The organism is Xanthomarina spongicola, from assembly GCF_003148645.1.
Classification (GTDB): Bacteria; Bacteroidota; Bacteroidia; order Flavobacteriales; family Flavobacteriaceae; genus Xanthomarina; species Xanthomarina spongicola.
The window spans coordinates 52,271-73,517 of record NZ_QGGP01000003.1; the positions used below are offsets into that span (position 1 = coordinate 52,271).

Consider the following 21,247-nt stretch of genomic DNA (forward strand, 5'->3'; position numbering starts at 1 on the left):
TATCATTCACAATATTAAAATTAAACATTATGAAAAAAACTACTTATTTAATGGCAATATGTTTTGCTTTTTACTCATTTACATATGCTCAATATACACCTATACCAGATGCAAATTTTGAATTAGAATTAATTGCCGATGGAATTGATTCAGACCCTACACCAGATGGTCAAATATTGACAGCTGATGCTGCTGGGCATACAGGAGAGTTAAATGTGGCATACAAAAACATTTCAGATTTTACTGGTGTAGAAGCATTTGTTGCTATAGATGCAATAAATGTAAATGGTAATTTAATGACTTCCATAGATGTTACTAATAGCCCAAATTTAACTCGTGTTCGAGCCAGAAGTTGTTCAAATTTAACAAATATAAATGTTACTGGTTTGGTTCTAGTGAATGAAATGGATTTTGGGTCTGCTAGCTTATCTTCATTAAGTGTTGTTACCAATACAGCTTTGGTAGATTTAGATGTTAGAAATTGTGATATAACAACTTTAGATTTAAGTCAGAATCTTGCTATAAGTATTATTGATGTTAAAAATAATGGCTTAACATTCTTAGACATGCGTAATGGAAATAATGCAGCTACTAGTTTTGTTGGTGATTTTAATCCAGGATTGGAGTGTATTTTCGTTGATGATGCTTCAGAGCCTAATCTTTCATCTTGGACAATAGATGCTAACAGTAATTTTGTAGAAACAGTAGGCGAATGTAATTCACTATCAGTAGATAATGCTAATGAACTATCATTTAGTATGTATCCAAATCCAACAAGGAACACTTTGTATGTGGATGCTAAAACAAATAATTCAATAATTAATATCTATAATATTACAGGAAAAATTGTATTAACAAAAACATTAATACAAGGTAATAATCTGGTAGATGTTTCTCGATTAGCTTCAGGAATTTATTTAGCAAGATTTAGTTCAGACAATCAATTAGATACTAAAAAATTGATAATTAAATAATAAACTTAAATACTTAAGTAAAAAAAGAGCGACTTAATTAAGTCGCTCTTTTTTTTTAATAAGTAGAGAATGTTATTTCTTTTTATTTACTTCTTTAATATGTTTTTCTAGAGCCATTGTCATAGAAGGAGTTTCTGGTGTTGGAGCTGCAATATCAACTCTTAAACCTTTTGCTTCTGCAGCCTTTATTGTTGTATTTCCAAAAACAGCTATACAAGTTTCATTTTGTTTAAAATCAGGGAAATTATGAAATAAAGAATCAATTCCAGAAGGACTAAAGAACACAAGAATGTCATAATAAACATCAGCAAGATCAGATAAGTCGCTAATTACAGTTCTATAAAAAACAGCTTTTTTCCAGTTTACATTTAATTCGTTTAAAATTTCTGGAACTTCAGGTTTTAACTTATCTGTTGTTGGAAGTAAAAATGATTCGTCTTTATATTTCTTAATTAATGGGCATAATTCGGCAAAATTACGTTTCCCTACATATATTTTACGTTTTCTATAGACAACATACTTTTGAAGGTAATATGCAACAGCTTCAGATTGACAAAAATATTTCATTGTATCTGGTACTTTAAAACGCATTTCTTCGGCTACTCTAAAAAAATGATCAACAGCATTTCTACTTGTTAAAACTATAGCTGTGTAATTTTTTAAATCTACTTTTTGTAGTCTAATTTCTTTAGCATCAACTCCCTCAACATGAATAAATGGTCTAAAGTCTATTTTAACTTTTTGCTTCTCTTGGAGATCAAAGTAAGGCGAATTTTCTATTTTAGGTTCTGGTTGAGACACTAAAATTGTTTTCACTTTCATAGGCTAAGAATGTTTTAAACTTTATTTACTATAAAGACCTTAAACAAAATGATGTAAGGCCCTATTTCAAGTGCGCAAAGATACAAAATAAAATAGAAAAATTCTCTTTTTATTAAATTAAGATTTGATTTGAAAGACGTTATTAACCCTATTATATTTATAATTAACAATAATAAAACAACACAAACAATTATATATTTATTGGGTTCTATACTAAAAAGGAGTATAATATTTATTGGAATTAATGCTAAGCCTAAAAAATTTTTATAACTGGTTTTTTGAAAAAGATATTTGTCTATTAAATTATCGATACTAAAAAGGCTTCCAATAAGTCTTTCTAAAAGAACTTTAATTAAAATAAAGAGACCAATGCCAATTATTAAATTAAAAATAAAATTAATAGTATTATCAATATGTTCAATTAATATTTGATAAGTAATATAGCTAAATATAGAAAGAGATATTATTAAATTTACAAACAATAAACCATCAAATAAATCTAAAAATTTCTGTTCTCTCGAATATATTTTTAAATAACTAGAATTTATTAATACTGACACAAATTGGTTAAATCTTTTTTCAAATAATAATTTGGCTAGGGCAATAAAAACTAAGCTAATTATTATTAGTACTATAAATAAATCGTATGAAGATTCTGGACGTAGCATGGTGTAAAATTATCATAAAAAATATTAGTTATTTCATATTTTTTAAGGAATATTTAAAAAACTATATCTTTTAAATAGATTACATTTGTTAAAATTTAAATCTTTTAATGAAGGACGCCATTGTCATTATACCAACTTATAATGAGATAGAAAATATAGAAGCTATAATAAAAGCTGTGTTTTCTCAAAATAAGGAATTTCACATTCTAGTGGTAGATGATAATTCACCTGACTTAACAGCATTAAAAGTAAAAGAACTACAGAAAGATTTTCAAGATAAATTGTTTTTGTTGCAGCGTAAAACAAAAACAGGACTAGGCTCTGCTTATATTGATGCTTTTAAGTGGTGTTTAGAAAAGGAATATGAATATATTTTTGAAATGGATGCTGATTTCTCTCATAATCCTGAAGATTTAATTAAATTATATAATGCTTGCCATCTTGAAAAGGCAGATGTAGCTATTGGTTCTAGGTATATACAAGGAGTAAATGTAGTTAATTGGCCTATGAGTAGAATTCTACTTTCATATTTTGCATCAAAGTATGTTAGATTTATTACTAGGATGAAAATTGAAGACACAACAGCTGGTTTTGTTTGTTATAATCGAAAAGTTTTAGAGGCAATTAATTTAGATAAAATAGAGTTTATAGGTTATGCATTTCAAATAGAAATGAAATTCAAAGCTTATTTAAAGAAGTTTAATATTGTTGAAGTTCCTGTTATTTTTACAGATAGGAAAAAAGGAAAATCTAAAATGAGTGGAAGTATTATTTCTGAAGCTATTTTTGGAGTTATTAAAATGAAAATAAAGAGTTTTTTTAATTAAAAATTTACATGAATACACTACTAATTAAGAATGCAAGAATAGTAAATGAAGGAAAGATTTTTGAAGGAGATATTCTTGTAGAGAATAATATTATTAAAGAAATATCGAGTTCTATAAGTGCTAAATCTTCTAATGTACAGATAATTGATGCCGAAGGAAATTATGTAATTCCAGGTGTTATAGACGATCAGGTGCATTTTAGAGAGCCAGGATTAACTTATAAAGCAAATATTGAGTCTGAATCTAAAGCTGCTATTGCTGGAGGGATTACTTCTTATATTGAAATGCCGAATACTAATCCACAAACCACAACTATAGAAGCCTTAAACGATAAATTTAGTATAGCATCTGAAACATCTTATGCAAACTATTCGTTTATGTTTGGTGGTACAAACGATAATCTAGAGGAAATACTAAAAGTAAATCCTAAAGAAGTTGCTGGTTTAAAATTGTTCTTAGGTTCATCAACAGGTAATATGCTTGTTGATAATCCTGAGGTTTTAGAAAAAATATTTTCAAGTACAGACATGATTATTTCTGTGCATTGTGAAGATGAAGCAACCATTCAGGCTAATTTAGAAGCTAATATAGAAAAGTATGGAGAAGATATTCCTGTAAAGCTTCATCCACAAATAAGAAGTGAGAAAGCCTGTTATATTTCATCTTCAAAAGCCATAGAATTAGCTAAAAAAACTGGAGCAAGACTGCATGTGTTTCATCTCTCAACCGGAATTGAAACAAAGCTATTTACTAATAAAATTCCTCTTAAAGATAAAAAAATTACTGCCGAAGTTTGTGTACACCACTTGTGGTTTAGTGAAGAGGATTACGACACAAAAGGCACTTTAATAAAATGGAACCCAGCAGTAAAAACGGCAAATGATAGAGATGAACTTTGGAAAGCTCTCTTAGATGGTAGAATAGATGTATTAGCCACAGACCATGCACCACATACGCTTGAAGAAAAAAAACAAGTATATACTAAAGCTCCTTCTGGAGGTCCTTTAGTTCAACATGCTTTAGTGGCAATTCTAGAAGCGCATCATAAAGGAAAAATTTCTTTAGAAAAAGTTGTTGAGAAAATGTGTCATAATCCAGCTATCCTATTTCAAATTGAAAAAAGAGGATTTATTAAAGAAGGCTATTTTGCAGATTTAGTTATTGTAAATTTAAACAAGCCTTGGACAGTTAATAAACAAAATATATTATATAAATGTGGTTGGTCTCCATTTGAAGGAACAGCTTTTAAGTCTAGAGTTACACATACTATTTTAAATGGACATGTAGTATATGAAAACTCTAAATTTAGCAATACAAAACATAGTAAACGATTAACATTTAATAGATGAAAAATATCTTAATCTATATATTGTTAATTGGGTTTTTAATCTCTTGCTCTGGAATAAAAAAACCAAAAAAACCTGAGAATTTAATTTCAAAGGAAGAAATGGTTAACATTTTAATAGATATGTCTTTGTTATCTTCTGCAAAAGGAATTAATAAATCTATAATTGAGAATAATGGAATAGTTCCAGAAAGTTATATATATACTAAGCATCAGATTGATAGTTTACAATTTATTGAGAGCAATGAATATTACACCTATAATCTAAATGAGTATCAAGATATAATTAAAAGGGTAACAGATAGTTTAATAAAGTTACGTGAAGAATATAGTACTCTTGCCGAAAAAGAAAACCAAGAGAAAAAGAAAATGGATTCAATAAAAAGATCTAAAAGAAAAAACAAAGGGTTTTTATTAGAAGATATTGAACCTGTTAAAAGTGAAAACTAATTATTAGTGTTCATTTAAATAAATGATTGAAACTTCTTTTACAGCATCTTCAATAGGTTTAAAAGTAAAATCTAAGGAGTGCTTAATTTTACTATTGTTATAAAGAGATTTTGTCATTAAAGTATTTGCTAATTGTTTGCTTAAAGTTCTTCGTTTTCCAGTTAATTTACAATATATCCAATCAACTCTCCACCCAATACCTAAAATAGTTTTTCCAGCTTTTTTAGAAGGAGATTTTACTTTTAGTGCATTTGCAATACAATCTATAAAATACTTATAAGTCCAATTTTCAGTAACTAAAACAAAACGTTCATTTTTTATATTACTTTCTAATAACTGAGTCATGCTATTTACAACATCAAAAACATCTATATAGCCTACTGCTCCAGTTGTGTAATGAGTTAGACCATTAGCAACTTTTTTAAAAATATTTCCACTACCATATTTCCAGATTCCAGGACCAATAATTACGCCAGGATTAACAATTACAGCATCTAAGCCTTCTTGAGTTCCACGCCAAACTTCCATCTCTGCACCATATTTAGTTATCCCATAAACACTATTGTCTGCTTCAGGATTCCATTGTGTGTTTTCGTCTATTTTTTCATTATTATTTGTGTGTCCAATAGCAGCAACAGAACTAACATAACACAGTTTTTTTACATTATTTGCAATGCATAGGTTAACAATATTGGCAGTTCCTTCAATATTAGTTTTTCTTAAAAGGTGGTATTTATTTGGCTCAAAAGACACAAAAGCTGCACAATGATAAACATATGACACATCTTTAAAAGCTTCAGTTAGTAAAGGAGTATCTAACAAATCTGCTCGAACCCATTCTATGTTATTAAACAAGGCATCTGGATTTTGGCTATAATATGAAAAAACTTTTTTTACAATAGCCAATTTTTTTTCATTTCTATAAATAGCTTTTATAGATTTATTCTCTTTAGAAAGTTGATACAATAAATGCGATCCAACTAAGCCAGTTCCTCCAGTAACTAATATCATAAAACTAAAGTAAAGAATTATTAATAAAGAGAGAGTAATTATTCATTGATTTTTATCTTTGCTCAAATTAATCGATAAAAATTATACAATGACCAATACATTTGTTGAAGAACTACGTTGGAGAGGGATGGTACACGATATCATGCCAGGAACAGAAGAGCAGTTAAATAAAGAAATGACAACGGGTTATGTAGGCTTTGATCCAACTTCAGATTCATTACATATTGGAAGTTTGGTTCCTATTATTTTATTGGTTCATCTTCAAAAAGCTGGTCATAAACCAATTGCTTTAGTTGGTGGAGCCACAGGAATGATTGGTGATCCTTCAGGGAAAAGTGATGAAAGAAATTTATTGACAGAAGACATATTAAACCATAATGTTGATGGTATAAAAAATGTACTTTCTCGTTTTCTAAATTTTAATTCTAATGAAAAAAATGCACCAATACTTGTAAATAACTACGATTGGATGAAATCTTTTTCGTTTATAAATTTTGCTAGAGAAGTTGGTAAACGAATTACAGTTAATTACATGATGGCTAAAGATTCGGTTAAAAAGCGCTTATCTGGTGAAGAAGGCAGTGTAGGCATGTCTTTTACAGAGTTTACATATCAATTAATTCAAGGTTACGATTTCTATCATTTACATAAAAACTACAATTGTGTCTTGCAAATGGGTGGAAGTGATCAATGGGGAAACATTACAACAGGAACCGAATTGGTAAGACGAATGAATGTTGGGGAAGATGTGAAAGCATTTGCTATGACCTGTCCATTAATAACTAAAGCAGATGGTTCTAAATTTGGAAAAAGTGAAGGAGGAAACATCTGGTTAGATGCCGATAAAACATCAGTATATAAATTTTATCAGTTTTGGTTGAATACTAGTGATGAAGATGCAGAGAAGTATATTAAAATTTTCACCTTTTTAGATAAAAAAAATATAGATGCTTTAATTGAAGAGCATAAACAAATGCCACATTTACGTTTGTTGCAAAAGCGTTTAGCTGAAGAAGTAACGACGTTTGTCCACTCTAAAGAAGATTTTGAAAATGCAGAGAAAGCATCGAATATTCTTTTTAGCAAATCGTTTAAAGAAGATATTAAAACGCTAGACGAAGCCACCTTTTTAGATGTTTTTGAAGGTGTGCCTCAAGCTGAAATTTCTAAAGCAGATTTAAATGAAGGTTTAGATATGATTGCTGCCCTTTCAGCTAAAACAAATTTTTTAGCATCGAATAGTGAGGCCAGAAGAGCTTTAAAAGAAAATGCTGTATCAGTAAATAAAGAGAAGGTTAAAGAAGATTACCAATTAACTTCAGAAGATTTAATAAACAACAAATACATCATCCTTAATAAAGGGAAAAAAAATACCTACATTATTAAAGTGGTTTAAAATAAAAACGTCCCGAAAGACTCGGGACATTTTACTAAAAACTAACCAATCAATTTTCTCTTTTACAGAGCATTTAAATAGTCGTTATAATTTAAATAACCTTACAAAGCCATTAAATTACAGCCTCTAATATCTGAATTATCAAACCTTCCAATAATTTCAAACGTACCATTGTTGTAAACACGACCTAAATCTTGAGTTGCTATAAATGAACAGGAATTTATATTTGCTAAATCAATAATATTAATACCACCTGTTTTATTTTGGTTTAATATAGTTAAAGCATCTTCTGTCTCTCGAGTAAAAACCTTCATGGTTTTTGAGCATTCAAAAATACCATTCCCTTTAGAATATGCCTGACTTAATAATTCAGTCATGCCATATTCACTATGTATATTATTAACTCCAAATCCTTTCTTTAAAATGCCATGAAGCTCATCTCTTACCAATTCTTTTCGTCTACCTTTCATGCCTCCAGTTTCCATGACTATCGTATTTTTTAATTCAAACTGATGCTCTTCTACCAAATCTAATAATGCAAAAGAGACTCCAATTAATAATACTTTTTCACTTTGAGCATCTAGTTGAATTAATGTGTCTTTTAATTCAGAATAATTATCTAAATAAAAGCCACTTTTAGGTTTCTTGGATTGCTTAATTAAAGAGTCAACCATATAAATTAATGAAGAGCCATCACGTTCTAAATAGCTAGGTAGTAATGCTAAAATGGTATAATCTTCAACATCACCATAAAACTGCTTAAAACCATTATTAAAACTCTTCTCATAGATATCTATATCTGATACTAGATGCTTACTTGTAATACTACCTGTTGTACCAGAACTTGAAAATGTTTTCTGAACAACTTCTGTAGTACTAAGAATATTATGTGTTTTAAAAAACTGAATAGGAAGAAAAGGAATTTCTTCTAAGGTTTTTACGTCACTCGGGTTTTTATAGAGTAAATCGCAAAAGGAACGATAGACAATATTATTTTCAAATTGAAATTTAAAGATCTTTAAGGCCATGTCTTTAAAATCTGTCTCATTTTTTATTTGAAATATTTGCGATGTATCTATCATAGAAATTTGGTCACAACAAAAGTATATAAAATAAAAAAGCGTTACCAATTTTGGTAACGCTTTTAAAAAAGTATTTAAAAAGGAATTATCTAACTACTAATTTCTTAGTAATAGAGTTTCCATTTTGAGATATTTTCATAATATAAACACCAGCATTTAATGTAGAAACATCAAGTCTGTTGTTTTTTACTGTATTCTCAAGAACTTGTTTCCCAAGAATGTCGTAAACAGCTACTTCAATAGCGTCATTAGTTTTACTTACAATATTTATTGAGCCTGTTGAAGTTGGGTTTGGATATACATTAAAATCTGCTAATTCATAAGAAGTTGTAGATAATGTAAAATCTGTTAATGAACGAGCACTTACTTGAGGAGCTCCTCCAAATTCAGCAACAAGAGCAACTAATGGAATCATTCCAGTTGGAATAGTTTGTCCAATATAATCAGCTTCGTTAAAAGGTCTAAAAGTCATTGGACCAGAACCACCTCCTCTAGAAGTAGGATCTGTAATATCGTAGTTTGTACTTGTAGCAAATGTACCACCTGCATCTGTAAAAGAGGTATTGTTTATTTGTATTAATTCAGACTCATAAGGCTCCCAGTCAGCAAGTAAATCAGATATAGTAACAACTTGAGGAGTTATAGTAGCTCCAGTAGTTACTGTAGCATCAGAAACAGGTATAAATTGTAATACACCATTAAATTCTGAAGCTTGACCCATTAAACCAGACATGCCATCGCCAATAGCAAAAGTTGGAGTAATATTTCCAGCAGTATCATCTATTAAAATTCCTGCACTAGCATCTTGAATGTATTTTTGATTTCTACTTGTTCTAGTGTAAGTAACAGTTGGTGTGTTTGCTAATTGATAATAAGCACCAGAACCATTAGCAATATAATCTGCTCTTAAAGCAGCTAAGTCAGCAACTGGTGTTGCAGCAGCCACAGAAAAGTTAACAGTCGCTTCAACAGCTGGTACAATAGGTGCATGAACATTGTCAACTAATTGCATAAACACAGTGTAAGATTGACCATCTGTTACAGGTATCGTTTCATCATTAGTATCATATTTCATTGATTGTGCAGTGCCATTAATTGTCCAATGTATATGCCCATCAAATCCACCTGTAGTGGCACCAACATTAAAGTTTTGAACATTAATTGATAGGTTAACACTAGTAGTTCCAGGTGTAAATACAGCACCTTCAGCAGGTGTATTTATAGTAAGAGATGGTTCAGTTGGAGTTGCATAAACTAAAACATCGTCAAAAGTTTGCCCAATCATTAAATCATCAACACGAACAGTTTCATTTTCAGATGAATCTGATTGACGAAGGTCAAAAGAATCAATGCTATTAGCACCATCTTCAGTACCAGAAACACTCGTGCTACCTGCATTAGCAGGATCAATCCAAAGTTGAGCTAAACCAAGGTCTTGGTCATATCTAACAACAGCTCTATAGGTTTGACCATAAGTCAAATCAGTTGCCCACCAAGTTGGTTGACCTGCAGAAGATGATTTAATACCAACCGTATAATCACCACCACTGGTTCCAGGACCTACTGTAAGTCGAGCATTGAAATTAACATGTGCAAAATATTCGTTATCAGTTCCAACATAAGCTGCTCCTAAATCATCCACAGAGAAATCTAAAGCAAAATATATGTCTCCTGAAACAGAAGTAAAACTTTTTCTAGCATCTTCACTAGGAGTACCATGTTGTACCACAGCTTGACCAGAAGAAACTAGTAAGTCACCTGCTGTACCGCTGCCTGTAGTCCATCCTCCATTTGGAACAAGGCTACCGTCAGGATAAGAAAAGTCTTCTGCTACTATTACTTGTCCAAAAGACAAGCTTGTAATCATTAGAGCAAATAATAAAAAGTAAATTTTTTTCATAATTGAGTATTTATATAAAATTAAGAAAACAAATATAAGGAGATTTTAGCGTTTTATCTAAAAAAAATAAATTAACTCAAGTCATTTTACGCTTATATAACATAAAGTCTAATTACTTAACAATTAGTTTCCTAGTTGCTGTAATGTTATTTTCTGTTATTTTTATGATATAAATGCCTGCTTTAAGTTTTGAAATATTTAACTCATTTTGAGAAATGGAAACAGTCAAAATAACTTTACCTAATACATTATAGATTTCAATTTTTTTCTGAGAATTATTGACTGTATTTATATAAACTTTCCCTTGACTAACTGGATTTGGATAAATAGATAAATTCTCTATGTCTGATGTGTCATTTATCAAAACACTATTATTCTGACTAAACCCGTTAAAACTTGTTAAAAAAAGTAAAAAAACTATAATAATGAGGTATTGCTTTTTCATTTTAAAAATATTTAATATAAATATAATTAGTATTGTCAAAAATGATACCAAAAAAACAGTTAAATATTTTAATTAGTTTTGAATGTTAAATCAATGTAATTAACAGATTATCTAAAAGTTATTTGTTTTTGTTTAAACCTCTATCTTTGTTATTAATATTATATTTACGCAATGAAAGTAAACAATATAATAAATGAACGAAAAGGACATTAAAATACTTCTAGTTGATGACGAGCCAGATATATTAGAAATTATTGGCTACAATTTATCTAATGAAGGATATCAAATAATTACTGCAGAGAATGGAATTAAAGCTATAAAAAAAGCCAAAAAAGAAAAGCCACAACTAATAATTCTTGATGTAATGATGCCAGAAATGGATGGTATAGAGGCTTGTGAAAATATTAGAAAAATCCCAGAATTAAAAGATACTATTATTACTTTTTTAACTGCTAGAGGAGAAGATTATTCTCAAGTTGCAGGTTTTGAAGCAGGAGCAGACGATTATATAACAAAACCAATTAAACCTAAATTGCTAGTTAGTAAAGTAAAAGCTTTGTTAAGACGATTAAAAGAAGACGGATTAGAAGAGTCTGTTGTAAAAATTGGAAACCTAATTATTAATAGAGAAGAGTATAAAATTATCTTAAAGAACGAAGAGATTCTTTTGCCAAGAAAGGAATTTGAGTTATTATCTTTACTAGCTTCTAAACCCGGAAAGGTTTTTAAACGTGAAGAAATACTAGATAAAGTATGGGGAAATGAGGTTGTTGTTGGAGGCAGAACCATTGATGTTCATATTAGAAAACTTCGTGAAAAAATTGGAGACGATACTTTTAAAACAGTAAAAGGAGTAGGTTATAAGTTTGTAGATTAATGCAAAAAATTAAAAAAACATATAAATTCGCTATTAAAACAGCGTTATATATTTCCATATCATTAACACTCCTCTTGAGTGTTTTTTTATATTTCTCGGCAAGTCTTAATGCATATGTTATTCTGTTTGGAATTCTATGTTACCTTATTTGTTTTTTTATTATTCAATATCGTGTTGAACGATTTATTTATAGACGAGTAAAAAAAATCTACGACGATTTAACTTTGCTTGAATCTGCATCTTTAACAAAACAGCCTATTACTACTGATATGGCAACGCTTACAAAAGAAATTGATAAATATGCTAAAGACAAAAAGTTAGAAATTGAAACCCTTAAAATAAGAGAAGAATACAGAAAAGAGTTTATTGGCAATGTGTCTCACGAACTAAAAACACCTTTGTTTACTGTTCAAGGCTATTTGCTAACATTAATTGATGGTGCCATAAATGATGAAAAATTTAGAGATAAATATTTAAATAGAGCTAATAAAGGAGTTGAAAGACTTATCTATATAGTAAAAGATTTAGATATGATTACTAGATTTGAAGCTGGCGATTTAAGACTAAATATAACAACATTTGATATTGTTGAATTAGTTAAAAATGTTTTTGATCTTCTTGAAATGAAAGCTGCCAAGAAAAAAATAACACTAACTTTTGATAAAGATTACTCTAAACCCATAATGGTTAATGCAGATATGGAACGTATTCAGCAAGTGCTAACCAACCTTGTAGTAAATTCAATTAAATACGGAAGAGAAAAAGGTACAACAGAAATAAGTATAGAAAACTTGGTAAAAAATAAGGTAATAGTTAGAGTTACAGATAATGGCGAAGGTATAGCTAAAGCAAATTTGTCAAGAATTTTTGAGCGTTTTTACAGAGTTGATAAAAGTGGTTCCAGAAAAGAAGGAGGTTCTGGCTTAGGGCTATCTATTGTAAAGCATATTATCGAAGCTCACGACGAAAAAATTTATATAGAAAGCGAACTTGGTGTAGGTAGTGAGTTTTCATTTAGTCTTGAAAAGGCTAAATAGTTTTTTGTAGTTTATTTCATAATCAAAATCACTTAATCCTTTATAATTAGTTATATTTTCTAATTTAGATATATTAAATTCATCTTGACTACAACTTGGTACTAAGCCTTGACTGTTTAACCTTTCTGCTAAGTACTCTTGTTCAAACTGTCCTGGAGTTGGAATAAAAAATGCCTGTTTCTTTAGTTTTGCTAAATCCATTACAGATGTATAACCAGATCTAGAAATAATCAACTTACTTTCATTTAAAGATGTTTCTAAATTTTCAGTTGTCATAAAATTATAAATAGTCATATTATTATTAGTCTTAACTGTTTGCTTGTCTTCAACAACACCTCTTACAAATAATATAGTCCCAGAATAGGACTTTAACTCTTCAAAAAGTTTTTTTTCAAGTAAAGTTCGTTGAGGTTCTGGTCCAGAAAGCAATACCATCAGGTCATTTTTAATTAGACTTTCTTTTAAATTAAACCTACTCAATGGTCCAAAATATTTAACTAAAATATTGTTTGTATTTAAATGTCCTAATTCGCCACTTAAATTAGGAATACCTTTACAATCTGGAACCCAACATTCGTTAAATTTTTTTATAATTTTTAAATGCAATTTGGTGCTAATCCAGGTAGTATTACCACTTAGCACTTGAAGCTGATGTGTTATAAAAACACAAGGAACTTTTTTTGAATAAACACCAAGCCTGTTATCAGAAATTATTCCATCAATTTGATGCGTTTCAATAAGTTGTTTAACTAAGTTTTTTTCAGCTTTAATTATTTTAAGCAATTTAGGAGAATGCTGTAATAATTTTAATTTGAATAGATGTCTGTTTTTGGAGTAAGTAATATTATAAGCAGGAAGTTCTATATGTTCTAATTCTGGAAACTCTTTTATTAAAAGCTTAAGAGCCATACCATCACTTGCTATAATTGGAGTAAAATTATTATCAATTAAGGCATTAATAATTGGAATGCATCTTGTAGCATGACCTAATCCCCAATTTAAAGGAGCAATTAAAATTCGTTTCTTCATTTGGTAAATTATGGCGTGTCTTTTACAAGTAAAAGTCAGGCTTTATGCTAAATCTTTTTTAAAAAAATAAAAAAGGATATCGCTTCAATCCTTCACGCAAATTTTGATAAAAACAAAGATAAGGATAATACCACTTACATATATTTCCTTAATTTTACCGAATTATATTTATAATAATAAAATTAATTCTGTGGGAAGTAAAAATAAACTAAAACGATTCAAAGAGAACGAAACTTTTGCAAATGTGTTTCAACCAACTAGAGACGAATTAGTAAATAATCAATATAATTTAAAAGGGAATTGGAACAAAACCTTTTTTAAAAATAACAATCCCTTAGTTTTAGAACTAGGTTGTGGAAAAGGAGAGTATTCTGTAGCACTAGCTAAAAAATATCCTAACAAGAATTTTATTGGAATCGATATTAAAGGAGCACGTTTTTGGAGAGGAGCGAAAACAGCTATTGAAGAAAAATTACCTAATGTTGCTTTTTTAAGAACTCAAATAGAATTAATCGATTTTGCTTTTGGGCAAGGCGAAGTAGATGAAATTTGGATAACCTTTCCAGACCCACAAATAAAATATAAACGCACTAAACATAGAATGACAAATGCTGAATTTTTAAAACGCTACAAAACCATTTTAAAACCTGAAGGCGTTGTTAATTTAAAAACTGATAGCGAATTCATGCATGGTTACACACTTGGCTTGCTCCATGGTGCAGGACATGAGGTTCTTTATGCAAATCATAATGTATATAAACAAGAAGGAAGTCCGGAAGAAGTAACTAGTATCCAAACCTATTATGAAAGTCAATATTTAGAACAAAACAAACCAATTACGTATATTCGGTTTAAAATCAAATAAGTTTTGAGTTTACCAGCCATATTTTTTATTGCCATGCTTGTTGCTTTTTTAGCTGCAGTGCCACCTGGTTTATTAAATATGACTGCTGCTAAAATAAGCCTAAAAGAAGGTTACACAAGAGGTATCATGTTTTCAGTTGGAGCTGCTCTTGTCTTTACCATTCAAACACTTGTGGCAACGGTATTTGCAAGATATTTAAGCAAACATCCAGATGTTATAGATATTTTACAACAGGTAGCTTTTGTTATATTTGTTCTAATAACTATATATTTCTTATTAATAGCAAAAAAACAAAAAACAGAAGAATCAGATATTGAATCTAAAAGTAAACGAAGTCGATTTTTTCAAGGCATGTTTTTGTCTAGTATCAATATGTTTCCTATTCCTTTTCAAGCATATATTACTATTACTTTTGCTTCGTTTGGCTGGTTAACGTTCGACACTATTGGAATTTCCACATATGTAGCTGGTGCAGCAATGGGATCGTTTATAAACTTATATGTATATATATTCTTTTTCGACAAAATAAAAAAGACCAAAGAAACATCCCAAAAAAGAATGAATTACATCATTGGGATTATTACAGGAATTATCTCCATTATTACTTTAATTAGTATACTGAGAAAGTATTATTAAAGATTAAACATGCAACCAGAAACTCTCAATTTTTTCGATAAAGTTTATCAGGTAGCTAAGCAAATTCCGTATGGTCGTGTAACAAGTTATGGAGCCATAGCTAAATATCTTGGTGCAGCAAAAAGTGCCAGAATGGTTGGTTATGCCATGAATGGATCGCATAATAAAGACGTTCCAGCACATCGCGTGGTAAATAGAAAAGGCTTGCTAACAGGCAAGCATCATTTTGATGGCACAAACCTCATGCAACAGCTTTTAGAAAGCGAAGGAATTAAAGTTAAAGACTTACAAATTCAAGATTTCGATAAGGTGTTTTGGGATCCAGCTAATAATTTGTAATTATTTGAAAATTTACAAATAATTACAAATCTAGAATCCAATAGCAAAACTAAATTCTACCATCAATCATTTCAATTAATCTTTTTCAAATTCTAAACATTTCGCATTATATTTGCTGTTTAGAATAAATCTTAATAAAAATCGAAAATAAAATCTAATCTCTAGATTCTATTTTATAGTCTTAATAAATAATGAAACTCAATAAACAAGACATATTAAAAGCTTTAGAAACTATTTCGGCTCCTGGAGAAGGAAAGAATATGGTAGAAAGTGGTGCTGTAAAAAATGTGGTAACCTTTGCCGATGAGGTAATAGTAGATATCACTATAAATAATCCTAGCCTTCAAGCAAAAAAGAAAACCGAAGTAGAAATCATGCAAACCATACACAAATTGGTGTATGAAAAAGCTAAAATAACAGTTAATGTAAAAGTAGATGCACCTAAAAAATCTGCTCCTAATGTTATAAAAGGGAAAGCTATTCCAGGTATTAAAAATATAATTGCCGTAGCTTCTGGAAAAGGTGGTGTAGGGAAATCTACAGTTACTTCTAACTTAGCAGCTACTTTAGCAAAAATGGGTTTTAAAGTTGGAGTTTTAGATGCAGATATATATGGTCCATCTATTCCAATCATGTTTCAAGTAGAAAACGAAAAGCCATTAGCTGTAAATATTGATGGGAAATCTAAAATGAAACCTGTAGAGAATTATGGTGTAAAGATACTATCCATCGGATTTTTCACAAAACCAGATCAGGCAGTGGTTTGGAGAGGTCCAATGGCAGCAAAAGCTCTAAATCAAATGATTTTCGATGCACATTGGGGAGAATTAGATTTTATGCTAATCGATTTGCCTCCTGGAACTGGAGATATCCATTTAAGTATCATGCAATCTTTACCAATTACAGGAGCAGTTGTAGTAAGTACACCTCAAAATGTAGCTTTAGCAGATGCAAAAAAAGGTGTTGCTATGTTTCAACAGGAAAGCATTAATGTTCCAGTTTTAGGAATCATTGAAAACATGGCATATTTTACACCTGAAGAATTGCCTGAAAATAAATATTATATCTTCGGAAAAGAAGGTGCCAAAAATTTAGCTCAAGATTTAAACGTTCCATTTTTAGGAGATATTCCATTGGTGCAAAGTATTCGTGAGGCTGGAGATGTTGGTCGCCCAGCAGCTTTACAAACAGCAACCTCTCTGGAAGCAGCTTTTGAAAAGTTAACACAAAATGTGGTTCAAGAAGTGGTAAAACGAAATACAGATTTACCACCAACCGAAGCAATAAAAATTACTACAATGGCTGGATGTTCAGCAGTTAAAAAATAGGTTATGACTACAGAAGAATTAAAAATTAACATTGAAAAAGCACTAGACGAAATTCGTCCGTTTTTACAAAGCGATGGTGGAGATATTTCATTATTGTCAATTGAAGACGATAAGCTTGTAAAGGTACAACTTCAAGGTGCTTGTGTAGGTTGTAGTGTAAACCAAATGACATTAAAATCTGGTGTGGAGATGACCATTAAAAAATATGCACCTCAAATTGAACAGGTTATTAATATTGAAGCTTAAATGTGACATTTATCACATTTAATTAATAAAGTAAATAATAACTTTGTTTCTTGAAATTTACAATTCATGATTAAAACAGATATTCTTATCATAGGAGCTGGTCCAACTGGGTTATTTACCGTTTTTGAAGCTGGACTTTTAAAATTAAAATGCCATTTAATAGATGCTTTACCACAACCAGGAGGACAATGTTCTGAAATATATCCAAAGAAACCTATCTACGATATTCCTGCATATCCAGAAATTCTAGCTGGCGATTTAACTGATAAATTATTGGAACAATGTAAGCAATTCGAACCTGGATTTACATTAGGTGAACGTGCAGAAACTATTGAAAAACAAGAAGATGGTTCGTTTATTGTAACTACAAATAAAGGAACAAAGCATCAAGCTCCTGTAGTTGCGATTGCTGGTGGATTAGGATCTTTTGAACCAAGAAAACCTTTAATCCATAACATCACAAGCTTTGAAGATAAAGGTGTTGAGTATATAATTAAAGATCCAGAAATTTATAGAAATAAAAGAGTTGTAATTGCTGGAGGAGGAGATTCTGCATTGGATTGGAGCATCTTTTTAAGTGATGTCGCTAGCGAAGTCACTTTAATTCATAGAAGAAACGAATTTAGAGGGCATTTAGATTCTGTTGAAAAAGTTCAAGAATTAAAAAACAAAGGAAAAATAAATTTAATAACACCAGCCGAGGTTACTGGAATTGTTGGCGACCATAAAGTAGATGGTGTTGTTATTAAAGAATCAGATAATATTCATATTGACAAAGAATATGTTTTAGAAACCGATCATTTCATTCCTCTTTTCGGATTGTCTCCTAAACTTGGACCTATTGCAAATTGGGGATTAGAGATAGAAAAAAATGCCATTAAAGTGAATAATGCTTTAGACTATCAAACTAATATTCCTGGGATTTTTGCTATTGGAGATGTTAACACATATCCAGGCAAATTAAAACTTATTTTATGTGGTTTTCATGAAGCGACTTTAATGTGTCAAGCTGCTTACCAAATTATTAATCCAGGCAAAAAATATGTTTTAAAATATACAACTGTTAGTGGTATAGATGGTTTTGATGGAACACGAAAAGAAGCTCCGAAAGCAGTTGTAAAGAGTATTCAGTAGATAGTAAATATTTGTTGCCTCGAACATTGGTTGAAATGAAAATATATTATCATTGAAATCACATTGCAAAGCAATACGAGAGGTCTTGATTTAATGTAAAACTAAAAAATAAGATTCCCACTTTCGTGGAAACTAAAGATGGAACAAGATGTAAATATTAAAATTATAGATAGAGACGGAGTTGCTCATGATGTTTTAGCACCAACAGATATGGCTATGAATTTGATGGAAGTAGTACGTAGTTACGAACTAGCTCCAGAAGGAACTATAGGTGTTTGTGGTGGTATGGCAATGTGTGCTTCTTGTCAATGTTATGTGATTAGTGAAACAGAATTACCTGAAATGCAGGATGACGAAGAAGCTATGTTGTCTGAAGCATTCTATGTTAAAGATAATTCTCGTTTGGGATGTCAAATTCAAATTACCCCAGAAATGGAAGGTTTGGAAGTTGAGCTTGCTCCAGAATCTTAAACGGTCATTACGAGAACGAAGGACGTGGCAATCTGTTTGTTTTTAGTTTCCGTTTTATTAGATTTTTCGCTTTGCTTTTAATGACTAAGTATGGCTATTCCGTTTTATAATCAACTAGTTTTCGTGGTCCTTCTAACAATAATCTTACAATTTGAAGTGTCCCATTTTCTGTAGTATCTACATACCATTTAATTAAAGAGATTTCACCATTTTCAATTTCAAGACCTGTTATACTTCTTGGATGCACACAACTACCATCGTTAAAAAAAGCGATGTCTCCAGGATTTGGAAATCGAGGTCTATGTGTATGACCAACAATGGTAATTAAATTATTGTTTTCAATAATCCATTTTTTTGTTCTTCGTTCTACTTTAATCAGTTCTTTATAGTTTTTTGCAGGACTTGTTGGGTCGGCAATACCCATTACATTTAAAGGTTTCCAGAGAACACGTACCATGAAACGACTAAATTTCCAAAAGGTATAATTCCACCAATCTGCTTGATGCCCATGAGTTAAAAATAATTTTTGTTTTGAGTCTTTGTGATTTAGAATTATCCCTTCATGATATTTTAAATTGCAAAAAAGATCTACATCCTTTTCAAGTTTTGGATCGAAATAAGTTGATAGATGTTTCTCGACATAATTGGGATTTCTATAAACCATATCATGATTACCCCAAATCATATGCAATCTATTTTGATCATGGAATAATTTCATTAGTAAATAAACATTTTTATGAGCTTCAAAAATGGGTTGAAAGGATGTGTTTTCCCAAAGCTCATCTCCATCTCCAATTTCACAATACTGAAACCCTTCAGCATAATAATGTTTTAGAGCATGGAAGTAGATGTTTCTATTGTTGGCAAAATCGTCAGCAAAACTATTGTCTCCTCGATGACAATCACTAAAAAGGATAAACTTACTAGAATCATCAAAGTAGATGGTTTTAGCTTCTTTATAAGCTTTATCTAATCGTTTTTTACTTGAAAACATAAAGTAAATGTAAACAAATTTCAATAAAAAATGCTTCCCGTAAAAGAGAAGCATTTAGATAATTTTTTATAAACTTCATGGTGTTGAATTTTTACCATGAGATTCCCACGAAAGTGGAAATTCTACTTAAACGCGTTTAAGCCAGTTACATCCATTCCAGTAATTAATAAATGAATATCGTGAGTTCCTTCATAAGTAATTACGCTTTCTAAGTTCATAGAATGACGCATAATGCTGTATTCTCCTGTGATTCCCATGCCACCTAACATTTGTCTAGCTTCTCTTGCAATATTAATAGCCATGTCCACATTATTGCGTTTTGCCATGGATATTTGGGCTGAGGTTGCTTTGTCTTCATTACGTAATACGCCAAGTCTCCAAGTTAATAATTGAGCTTTGGTAATTTCGGTAATCATTTCAGCTAGTTTCTTTTGTTGTAATTGGAATTGACCAATAGGTTTTCCAAATTGGATGCGTTCTTTACTATAACGTAAAGCTGTATCGTAGCAATCCATGGCTGCTCCAATAGCTCCCCAAGCAATACCATATCTAGCAGAATCTAAACATCCAAGAGGTGCACCAAGACCAGATTTGTTTGGTAATAAATTTTCTTTTGGGATTTTTACATTATCGAAAATAAGTTCTCCAGTTGCTGAAGCTCTTAAAGACCATTTATTATGTGTTTCTGGAGTTGTAAAACCTTCCATACCACGTTCCACGATTAGTCCGTGAATTCTTCCTTCTTCATTTTTAGCCCAAACAACTGCTACTTGAGCAAAAGGCGCATTCGAAATCCACATTTTTGCACCATTTAAAAGATAGTGGTCTCCCATATCTTTAAAGTTGGTTACCATACCTCCAGGATTAGATCCATGATCTGGTTCTGTTAAACCAAAGCAACCCATCCATTCGCCAGAAGCTAATTTTGGTAAGTATTTATTACGCTGTTCCTCGTTTCCGTATTTCCATATTGGATACATGACTAAAGACGATTGTACAGAAGCTGTACTTCTTACACCAGAATCTCCTCTTTCAATTTCTTGCATGATTAAACCATAAGAAATTTGGTCTAATCCAGCTCCACCATACTCAGCAGGAATGTATGGTCCAAAAGCACCTATTTCTGCTAAACCATTGATGATTTGTGTTGGAAATTCTGCTTTTTGAGCATAATCCTCTATAATTGGAGATACGTCACGTTTTACCCATTCTCTGGCTGCATCACGTACTAATTTATGTTCGTCAGTTAATAATTCGTCTAGATTATAATAATCAGGAGCTTCAAATAAATCAGGTTTCATCTGCTAGTTTTTATTGTTTTAGAGGTCAGATGTAATTCGCTAAAAAGCTCATTTCATTTATTCCTCTGTA

Annotated in this window: 23 protein-coding genes; 14 read left to right on the forward strand and 9 right to left on the reverse strand. The window is 30.6% G+C overall.

Annotation, left to right across the window (positions count from 1 at the left end; genetic code table 11):
* Window positions 1-29: 29 nt before the first annotated feature.
* Window positions 30-974, forward strand: coding sequence for a T9SS type A sorting domain-containing protein (locus LX78_RS07120; protein WP_109681980.1), 945 nt, complete (start codon window positions 30-32; stop codon window positions 972-974).
* A gap of 72 nt (window positions 975-1,046) precedes the next feature.
* On the opposite strand, the gene LX78_RS07125 is transcribed toward LX78_RS07120, so the two are convergent.
* Window positions 1,047-1,796, reverse strand: a complete 750-nt coding sequence (locus LX78_RS07125; RefSeq protein WP_109681981.1) for a uroporphyrinogen-III synthase — start codon at window positions 1,794-1,796, stop codon at window positions 1,047-1,049.
* 14 nt (window positions 1,797-1,810) lie between these two features.
* Window positions 1,811-2,464 (reverse strand): DUF4271 domain-containing protein, encoded by a 654-nt coding sequence (locus LX78_RS07130; RefSeq protein WP_109681982.1) that lies wholly within the window; start codon window positions 2,462-2,464, stop codon window positions 1,811-1,813.
* A 107-nt stretch (window positions 2,465-2,571) separates the two neighbouring features.
* Between LX78_RS07130 and LX78_RS07135 the strand changes: the two genes are divergently transcribed.
* The 3 genes from LX78_RS07135 to LX78_RS07145 are packed head-to-tail and all read left to right on the forward strand — an operon-like array spanning window position 2,572 to window position 5,086.
* Window positions 2,572-3,291 (forward strand): polyprenol monophosphomannose synthase, encoded by a 720-nt coding sequence (locus tag LX78_RS07135; protein ID WP_109681983.1) that lies wholly within the window; start codon window positions 2,572-2,574, stop codon window positions 3,289-3,291.
* Between the two features lie 8 nt (window positions 3,292-3,299).
* Window positions 3,300-4,640, forward strand: coding sequence for a dihydroorotase (locus LX78_RS07140; RefSeq protein WP_109681984.1), 1,341 nt, complete (start codon window positions 3,300-3,302; stop codon window positions 4,638-4,640).
* Complete coding sequence (locus LX78_RS07145; RefSeq protein WP_109681985.1) at window positions 4,637-5,086, forward strand: DUF4296 domain-containing protein; 450 nt, start codon at window positions 4,637-4,639, stop codon at window positions 5,084-5,086. The genes LX78_RS07140 and LX78_RS07145 overlap by 4 nt, the downstream gene beginning before the upstream one ends.
* 3 nt (window positions 5,087-5,089) lie before the next feature.
* Here the strand turns inward: LX78_RS07145 and LX78_RS07150 are convergent, their stop codons facing one another.
* Window positions 5,090-6,097 carry an NAD-dependent epimerase/dehydratase family protein gene (locus LX78_RS07150; RefSeq protein WP_109681986.1) on the reverse strand — a complete coding sequence of 336 codons (1,008 nt, stop codon included), beginning with the start codon at window positions 6,095-6,097 and terminating at the stop codon, window positions 5,090-5,092.
* Window positions 6,098-6,185: 88 nt separating this feature from the next.
* Between LX78_RS07150 and tyrS the strand changes: the two genes are divergently transcribed.
* Window positions 6,186-7,493, forward strand: coding sequence for a tyrosine--tRNA ligase (gene tyrS, locus LX78_RS07155; protein WP_109681987.1), 1,308 nt, complete (start codon window positions 6,186-6,188; stop codon window positions 7,491-7,493).
* 101 nt (window positions 7,494-7,594) lie between these two features.
* Here tyrS and LX78_RS07160 read toward each other — a convergent pair whose 3' ends face one another.
* The 3 genes from LX78_RS07160 to LX78_RS07170 all read right to left on the reverse strand — a co-directional run bounded on the left by LX78_RS07160 (window position 7,595) and on the right by LX78_RS07170 (window position 10,920).
* Complete coding sequence (locus tag LX78_RS07160) at window positions 7,595-8,575, reverse strand: LuxE/PaaK family acyltransferase (protein WP_109681988.1); 981 nt, start codon at window positions 8,573-8,575, stop codon at window positions 7,595-7,597.
* Window positions 8,576-8,660: 85 nt separating this feature from the next.
* A complete protein-coding gene (locus tag LX78_RS07165) occupies window positions 8,661-10,475 on the reverse strand; it encodes a T9SS type A sorting domain-containing protein (RefSeq protein WP_109681989.1) in 1,815 nt (604 codons plus the stop codon).
* A gap of 112 nt (window positions 10,476-10,587) precedes the next feature.
* Window positions 10,588-10,920, reverse strand: coding sequence for a T9SS type A sorting domain-containing protein (locus LX78_RS07170; protein ID WP_109681990.1), 333 nt, complete (start codon window positions 10,918-10,920; stop codon window positions 10,588-10,590).
* 193 nt (window positions 10,921-11,113) lie between these two features.
* On the opposite strand from LX78_RS07170, the gene LX78_RS07175 reads away from it, so the two are divergent.
* Together LX78_RS07175 and LX78_RS07180 are read left to right on the forward strand one after the other, a co-directional pair.
* On the forward strand, window positions 11,114-11,797 hold the full coding sequence (locus tag LX78_RS07175; protein ID WP_109681991.1) for a response regulator: 684 nt from the start codon (window positions 11,114-11,116) through the stop codon (window positions 11,795-11,797).
* Window positions 11,797-12,834, forward strand: coding sequence for a sensor histidine kinase (locus LX78_RS07180; RefSeq protein ID WP_109681992.1), 1,038 nt, complete (start codon window positions 11,797-11,799; stop codon window positions 12,832-12,834). The genes LX78_RS07175 and LX78_RS07180 overlap by 1 nt, the downstream gene beginning before the upstream one ends.
* On the opposite strand, the gene LX78_RS07185 is transcribed toward LX78_RS07180, so the two are convergent.
* Window positions 12,808-13,863, reverse strand: a complete 1,056-nt coding sequence (locus LX78_RS07185; RefSeq protein ID WP_109681993.1) for a glycosyltransferase — start codon at window positions 13,861-13,863, stop codon at window positions 12,808-12,810. The two genes, LX78_RS07180 and LX78_RS07185, sit on opposite strands and share 27 nt — an antisense overlap.
* Window positions 13,864-14,053: 190 nt before the next feature.
* On the opposite strand from LX78_RS07185, the gene trmB reads away from it, so the two are divergent.
* The 7 genes from trmB (at window position 14,054) to LX78_RS07220 (ending at window position 18,882) form a co-directional block, all read left to right on the forward strand.
* On the forward strand, window positions 14,054-14,728 hold the full coding sequence (gene trmB, locus LX78_RS07190; protein WP_109681994.1) for a tRNA (guanosine(46)-N7)-methyltransferase TrmB: 675 nt from the start codon (window positions 14,054-14,056) through the stop codon (window positions 14,726-14,728).
* Window positions 14,729-14,731: 3 nt separating this feature from the next.
* A complete protein-coding gene (locus LX78_RS07195) occupies window positions 14,732-15,364 on the forward strand; it encodes a LysE family transporter (RefSeq protein WP_109681995.1) in 633 nt (210 codons plus the stop codon).
* 9 nt (window positions 15,365-15,373) lie between these two features.
* A complete protein-coding gene (locus LX78_RS07200; RefSeq protein WP_109681996.1) occupies window positions 15,374-15,703 on the forward strand; it encodes an MGMT family protein in 330 nt (109 codons plus the stop codon).
* Between the two features lie 191 nt (window positions 15,704-15,894).
* Entirely contained in the window at window positions 15,895-17,031 is a 1,137-nt protein-coding gene (locus LX78_RS07205; protein WP_109681997.1) for an Mrp/NBP35 family ATP-binding protein, read from the forward strand.
* Between the two features lie 3 nt (window positions 17,032-17,034).
* Window positions 17,035-17,277, forward strand: a complete 243-nt coding sequence (locus LX78_RS07210; protein WP_109681998.1) for a NifU family protein — start codon at window positions 17,035-17,037, stop codon at window positions 17,275-17,277.
* A gap of 66 nt (window positions 17,278-17,343) precedes the next feature.
* Window positions 17,344-18,411 carry an NAD(P)/FAD-dependent oxidoreductase gene (locus LX78_RS07215; RefSeq protein ID WP_109681999.1) on the forward strand — a complete coding sequence of 356 codons (1,068 nt, stop codon included), beginning with the start codon at window positions 17,344-17,346 and terminating at the stop codon, window positions 18,409-18,411.
* A gap of 138 nt (window positions 18,412-18,549) precedes the next feature.
* Window positions 18,550-18,882 (forward strand): 2Fe-2S iron-sulfur cluster-binding family protein, encoded by a 333-nt coding sequence (locus LX78_RS07220; protein WP_109682000.1) that lies wholly within the window; start codon window positions 18,550-18,552, stop codon window positions 18,880-18,882.
* Window positions 18,883-18,976: 94 nt separating this feature from the next.
* Here the strand turns inward: LX78_RS07220 and LX78_RS07225 are convergent, their stop codons facing one another.
* Both LX78_RS07225 and LX78_RS07230 read right to left on the reverse strand, forming a co-directional pair.
* Window positions 18,977-19,876 (reverse strand): metallophosphoesterase family protein, encoded by a 900-nt coding sequence (locus LX78_RS07225; protein ID WP_109682001.1) that lies wholly within the window; start codon window positions 19,874-19,876, stop codon window positions 18,977-18,979.
* A gap of 122 nt (window positions 19,877-19,998) precedes the next feature.
* Window positions 19,999-21,177, reverse strand: coding sequence for an acyl-CoA dehydrogenase family protein (locus LX78_RS07230; RefSeq protein ID WP_109682002.1), 1,179 nt, complete (start codon window positions 21,175-21,177; stop codon window positions 19,999-20,001).
* Window positions 21,178-21,247: the final 70 nt, after the last annotated feature.

Coding starts and splice junctions, on each gene's coding strand:
- LX78_RS07170 (WP_109681990.1), bottom strand. CDS start 10,920: ATGAAAAAGCAATACCTCATTATTATAGTTTTTTTACTTTTTTTAACA.
- LX78_RS07225 (WP_109682001.1), bottom strand. CDS start 19,876: ATGTTTTCAAGTAAAAAACGATTAGATAAAGCTTATAAAGAAGCTAAA.
- LX78_RS07140 (WP_109681984.1), top strand. CDS start 3,300: ATGAATACACTACTAATTAAGAATGCAAGAATAGTAAATGAAGGAAAG.
- LX78_RS07215 (WP_109681999.1), top strand. CDS start 17,344: ATGATTAAAACAGATATTCTTATCATAGGAGCTGGTCCAACTGGGTTA.
- LX78_RS07145 (WP_109681985.1), top strand. CDS start 4,637: ATGAAAAATATCTTAATCTATATATTGTTAATTGGGTTTTTAATCTCT.
- LX78_RS07180 (WP_109681992.1), top strand. CDS start 11,797: ATGCAAAAAATTAAAAAAACATATAAATTCGCTATTAAAACAGCGTTA.
- LX78_RS07135 (WP_109681983.1), top strand. CDS start 2,572: ATGAAGGACGCCATTGTCATTATACCAACTTATAATGAGATAGAAAAT.
- tyrS (WP_109681987.1), top strand. CDS start 6,186: ATGACCAATACATTTGTTGAAGAACTACGTTGGAGAGGGATGGTACAC.
- LX78_RS07160 (WP_109681988.1), bottom strand. CDS start 8,575: ATGATAGATACATCGCAAATATTTCAAATAAAAAATGAGACAGATTTT.
- LX78_RS07175 (WP_109681991.1), top strand. CDS start 11,114: ATGAACGAAAAGGACATTAAAATACTTCTAGTTGATGACGAGCCAGAT.
- LX78_RS07165 (WP_109681989.1), bottom strand. CDS start 10,475: ATGAAAAAAATTTACTTTTTATTATTTGCTCTAATGATTACAAGCTTG.
- LX78_RS07120 (WP_109681980.1), top strand. CDS start 30: ATGAAAAAAACTACTTATTTAATGGCAATATGTTTTGCTTTTTACTCA.
- LX78_RS07230 (WP_109682002.1), bottom strand. CDS start 21,177: ATGAAACCTGATTTATTTGAAGCTCCTGATTATTATAATCTAGACGAA.
- LX78_RS07205 (WP_109681997.1), top strand. CDS start 15,895: ATGAAACTCAATAAACAAGACATATTAAAAGCTTTAGAAACTATTTCG.
- LX78_RS07130 (WP_109681982.1), bottom strand. CDS start 2,464: ATGCTACGTCCAGAATCTTCATACGATTTATTTATAGTACTAATAATA.
- LX78_RS07185 (WP_109681993.1), bottom strand. CDS start 13,863: ATGAAGAAACGAATTTTAATTGCTCCTTTAAATTGGGGATTAGGTCAT.
- LX78_RS07150 (WP_109681986.1), bottom strand. CDS start 6,097: ATGATATTAGTTACTGGAGGAACTGGCTTAGTTGGATCGCATTTATTG.
- LX78_RS07125 (WP_109681981.1), bottom strand. CDS start 1,796: ATGAAAGTGAAAACAATTTTAGTGTCTCAACCAGAACCTAAAATAGAA.
- LX78_RS07210 (WP_109681998.1), top strand. CDS start 17,035: ATGACTACAGAAGAATTAAAAATTAACATTGAAAAAGCACTAGACGAA.
- LX78_RS07220 (WP_109682000.1), top strand. CDS start 18,550: ATGGAACAAGATGTAAATATTAAAATTATAGATAGAGACGGAGTTGCT.
- LX78_RS07200 (WP_109681996.1), top strand. CDS start 15,374: ATGCAACCAGAAACTCTCAATTTTTTCGATAAAGTTTATCAGGTAGCT.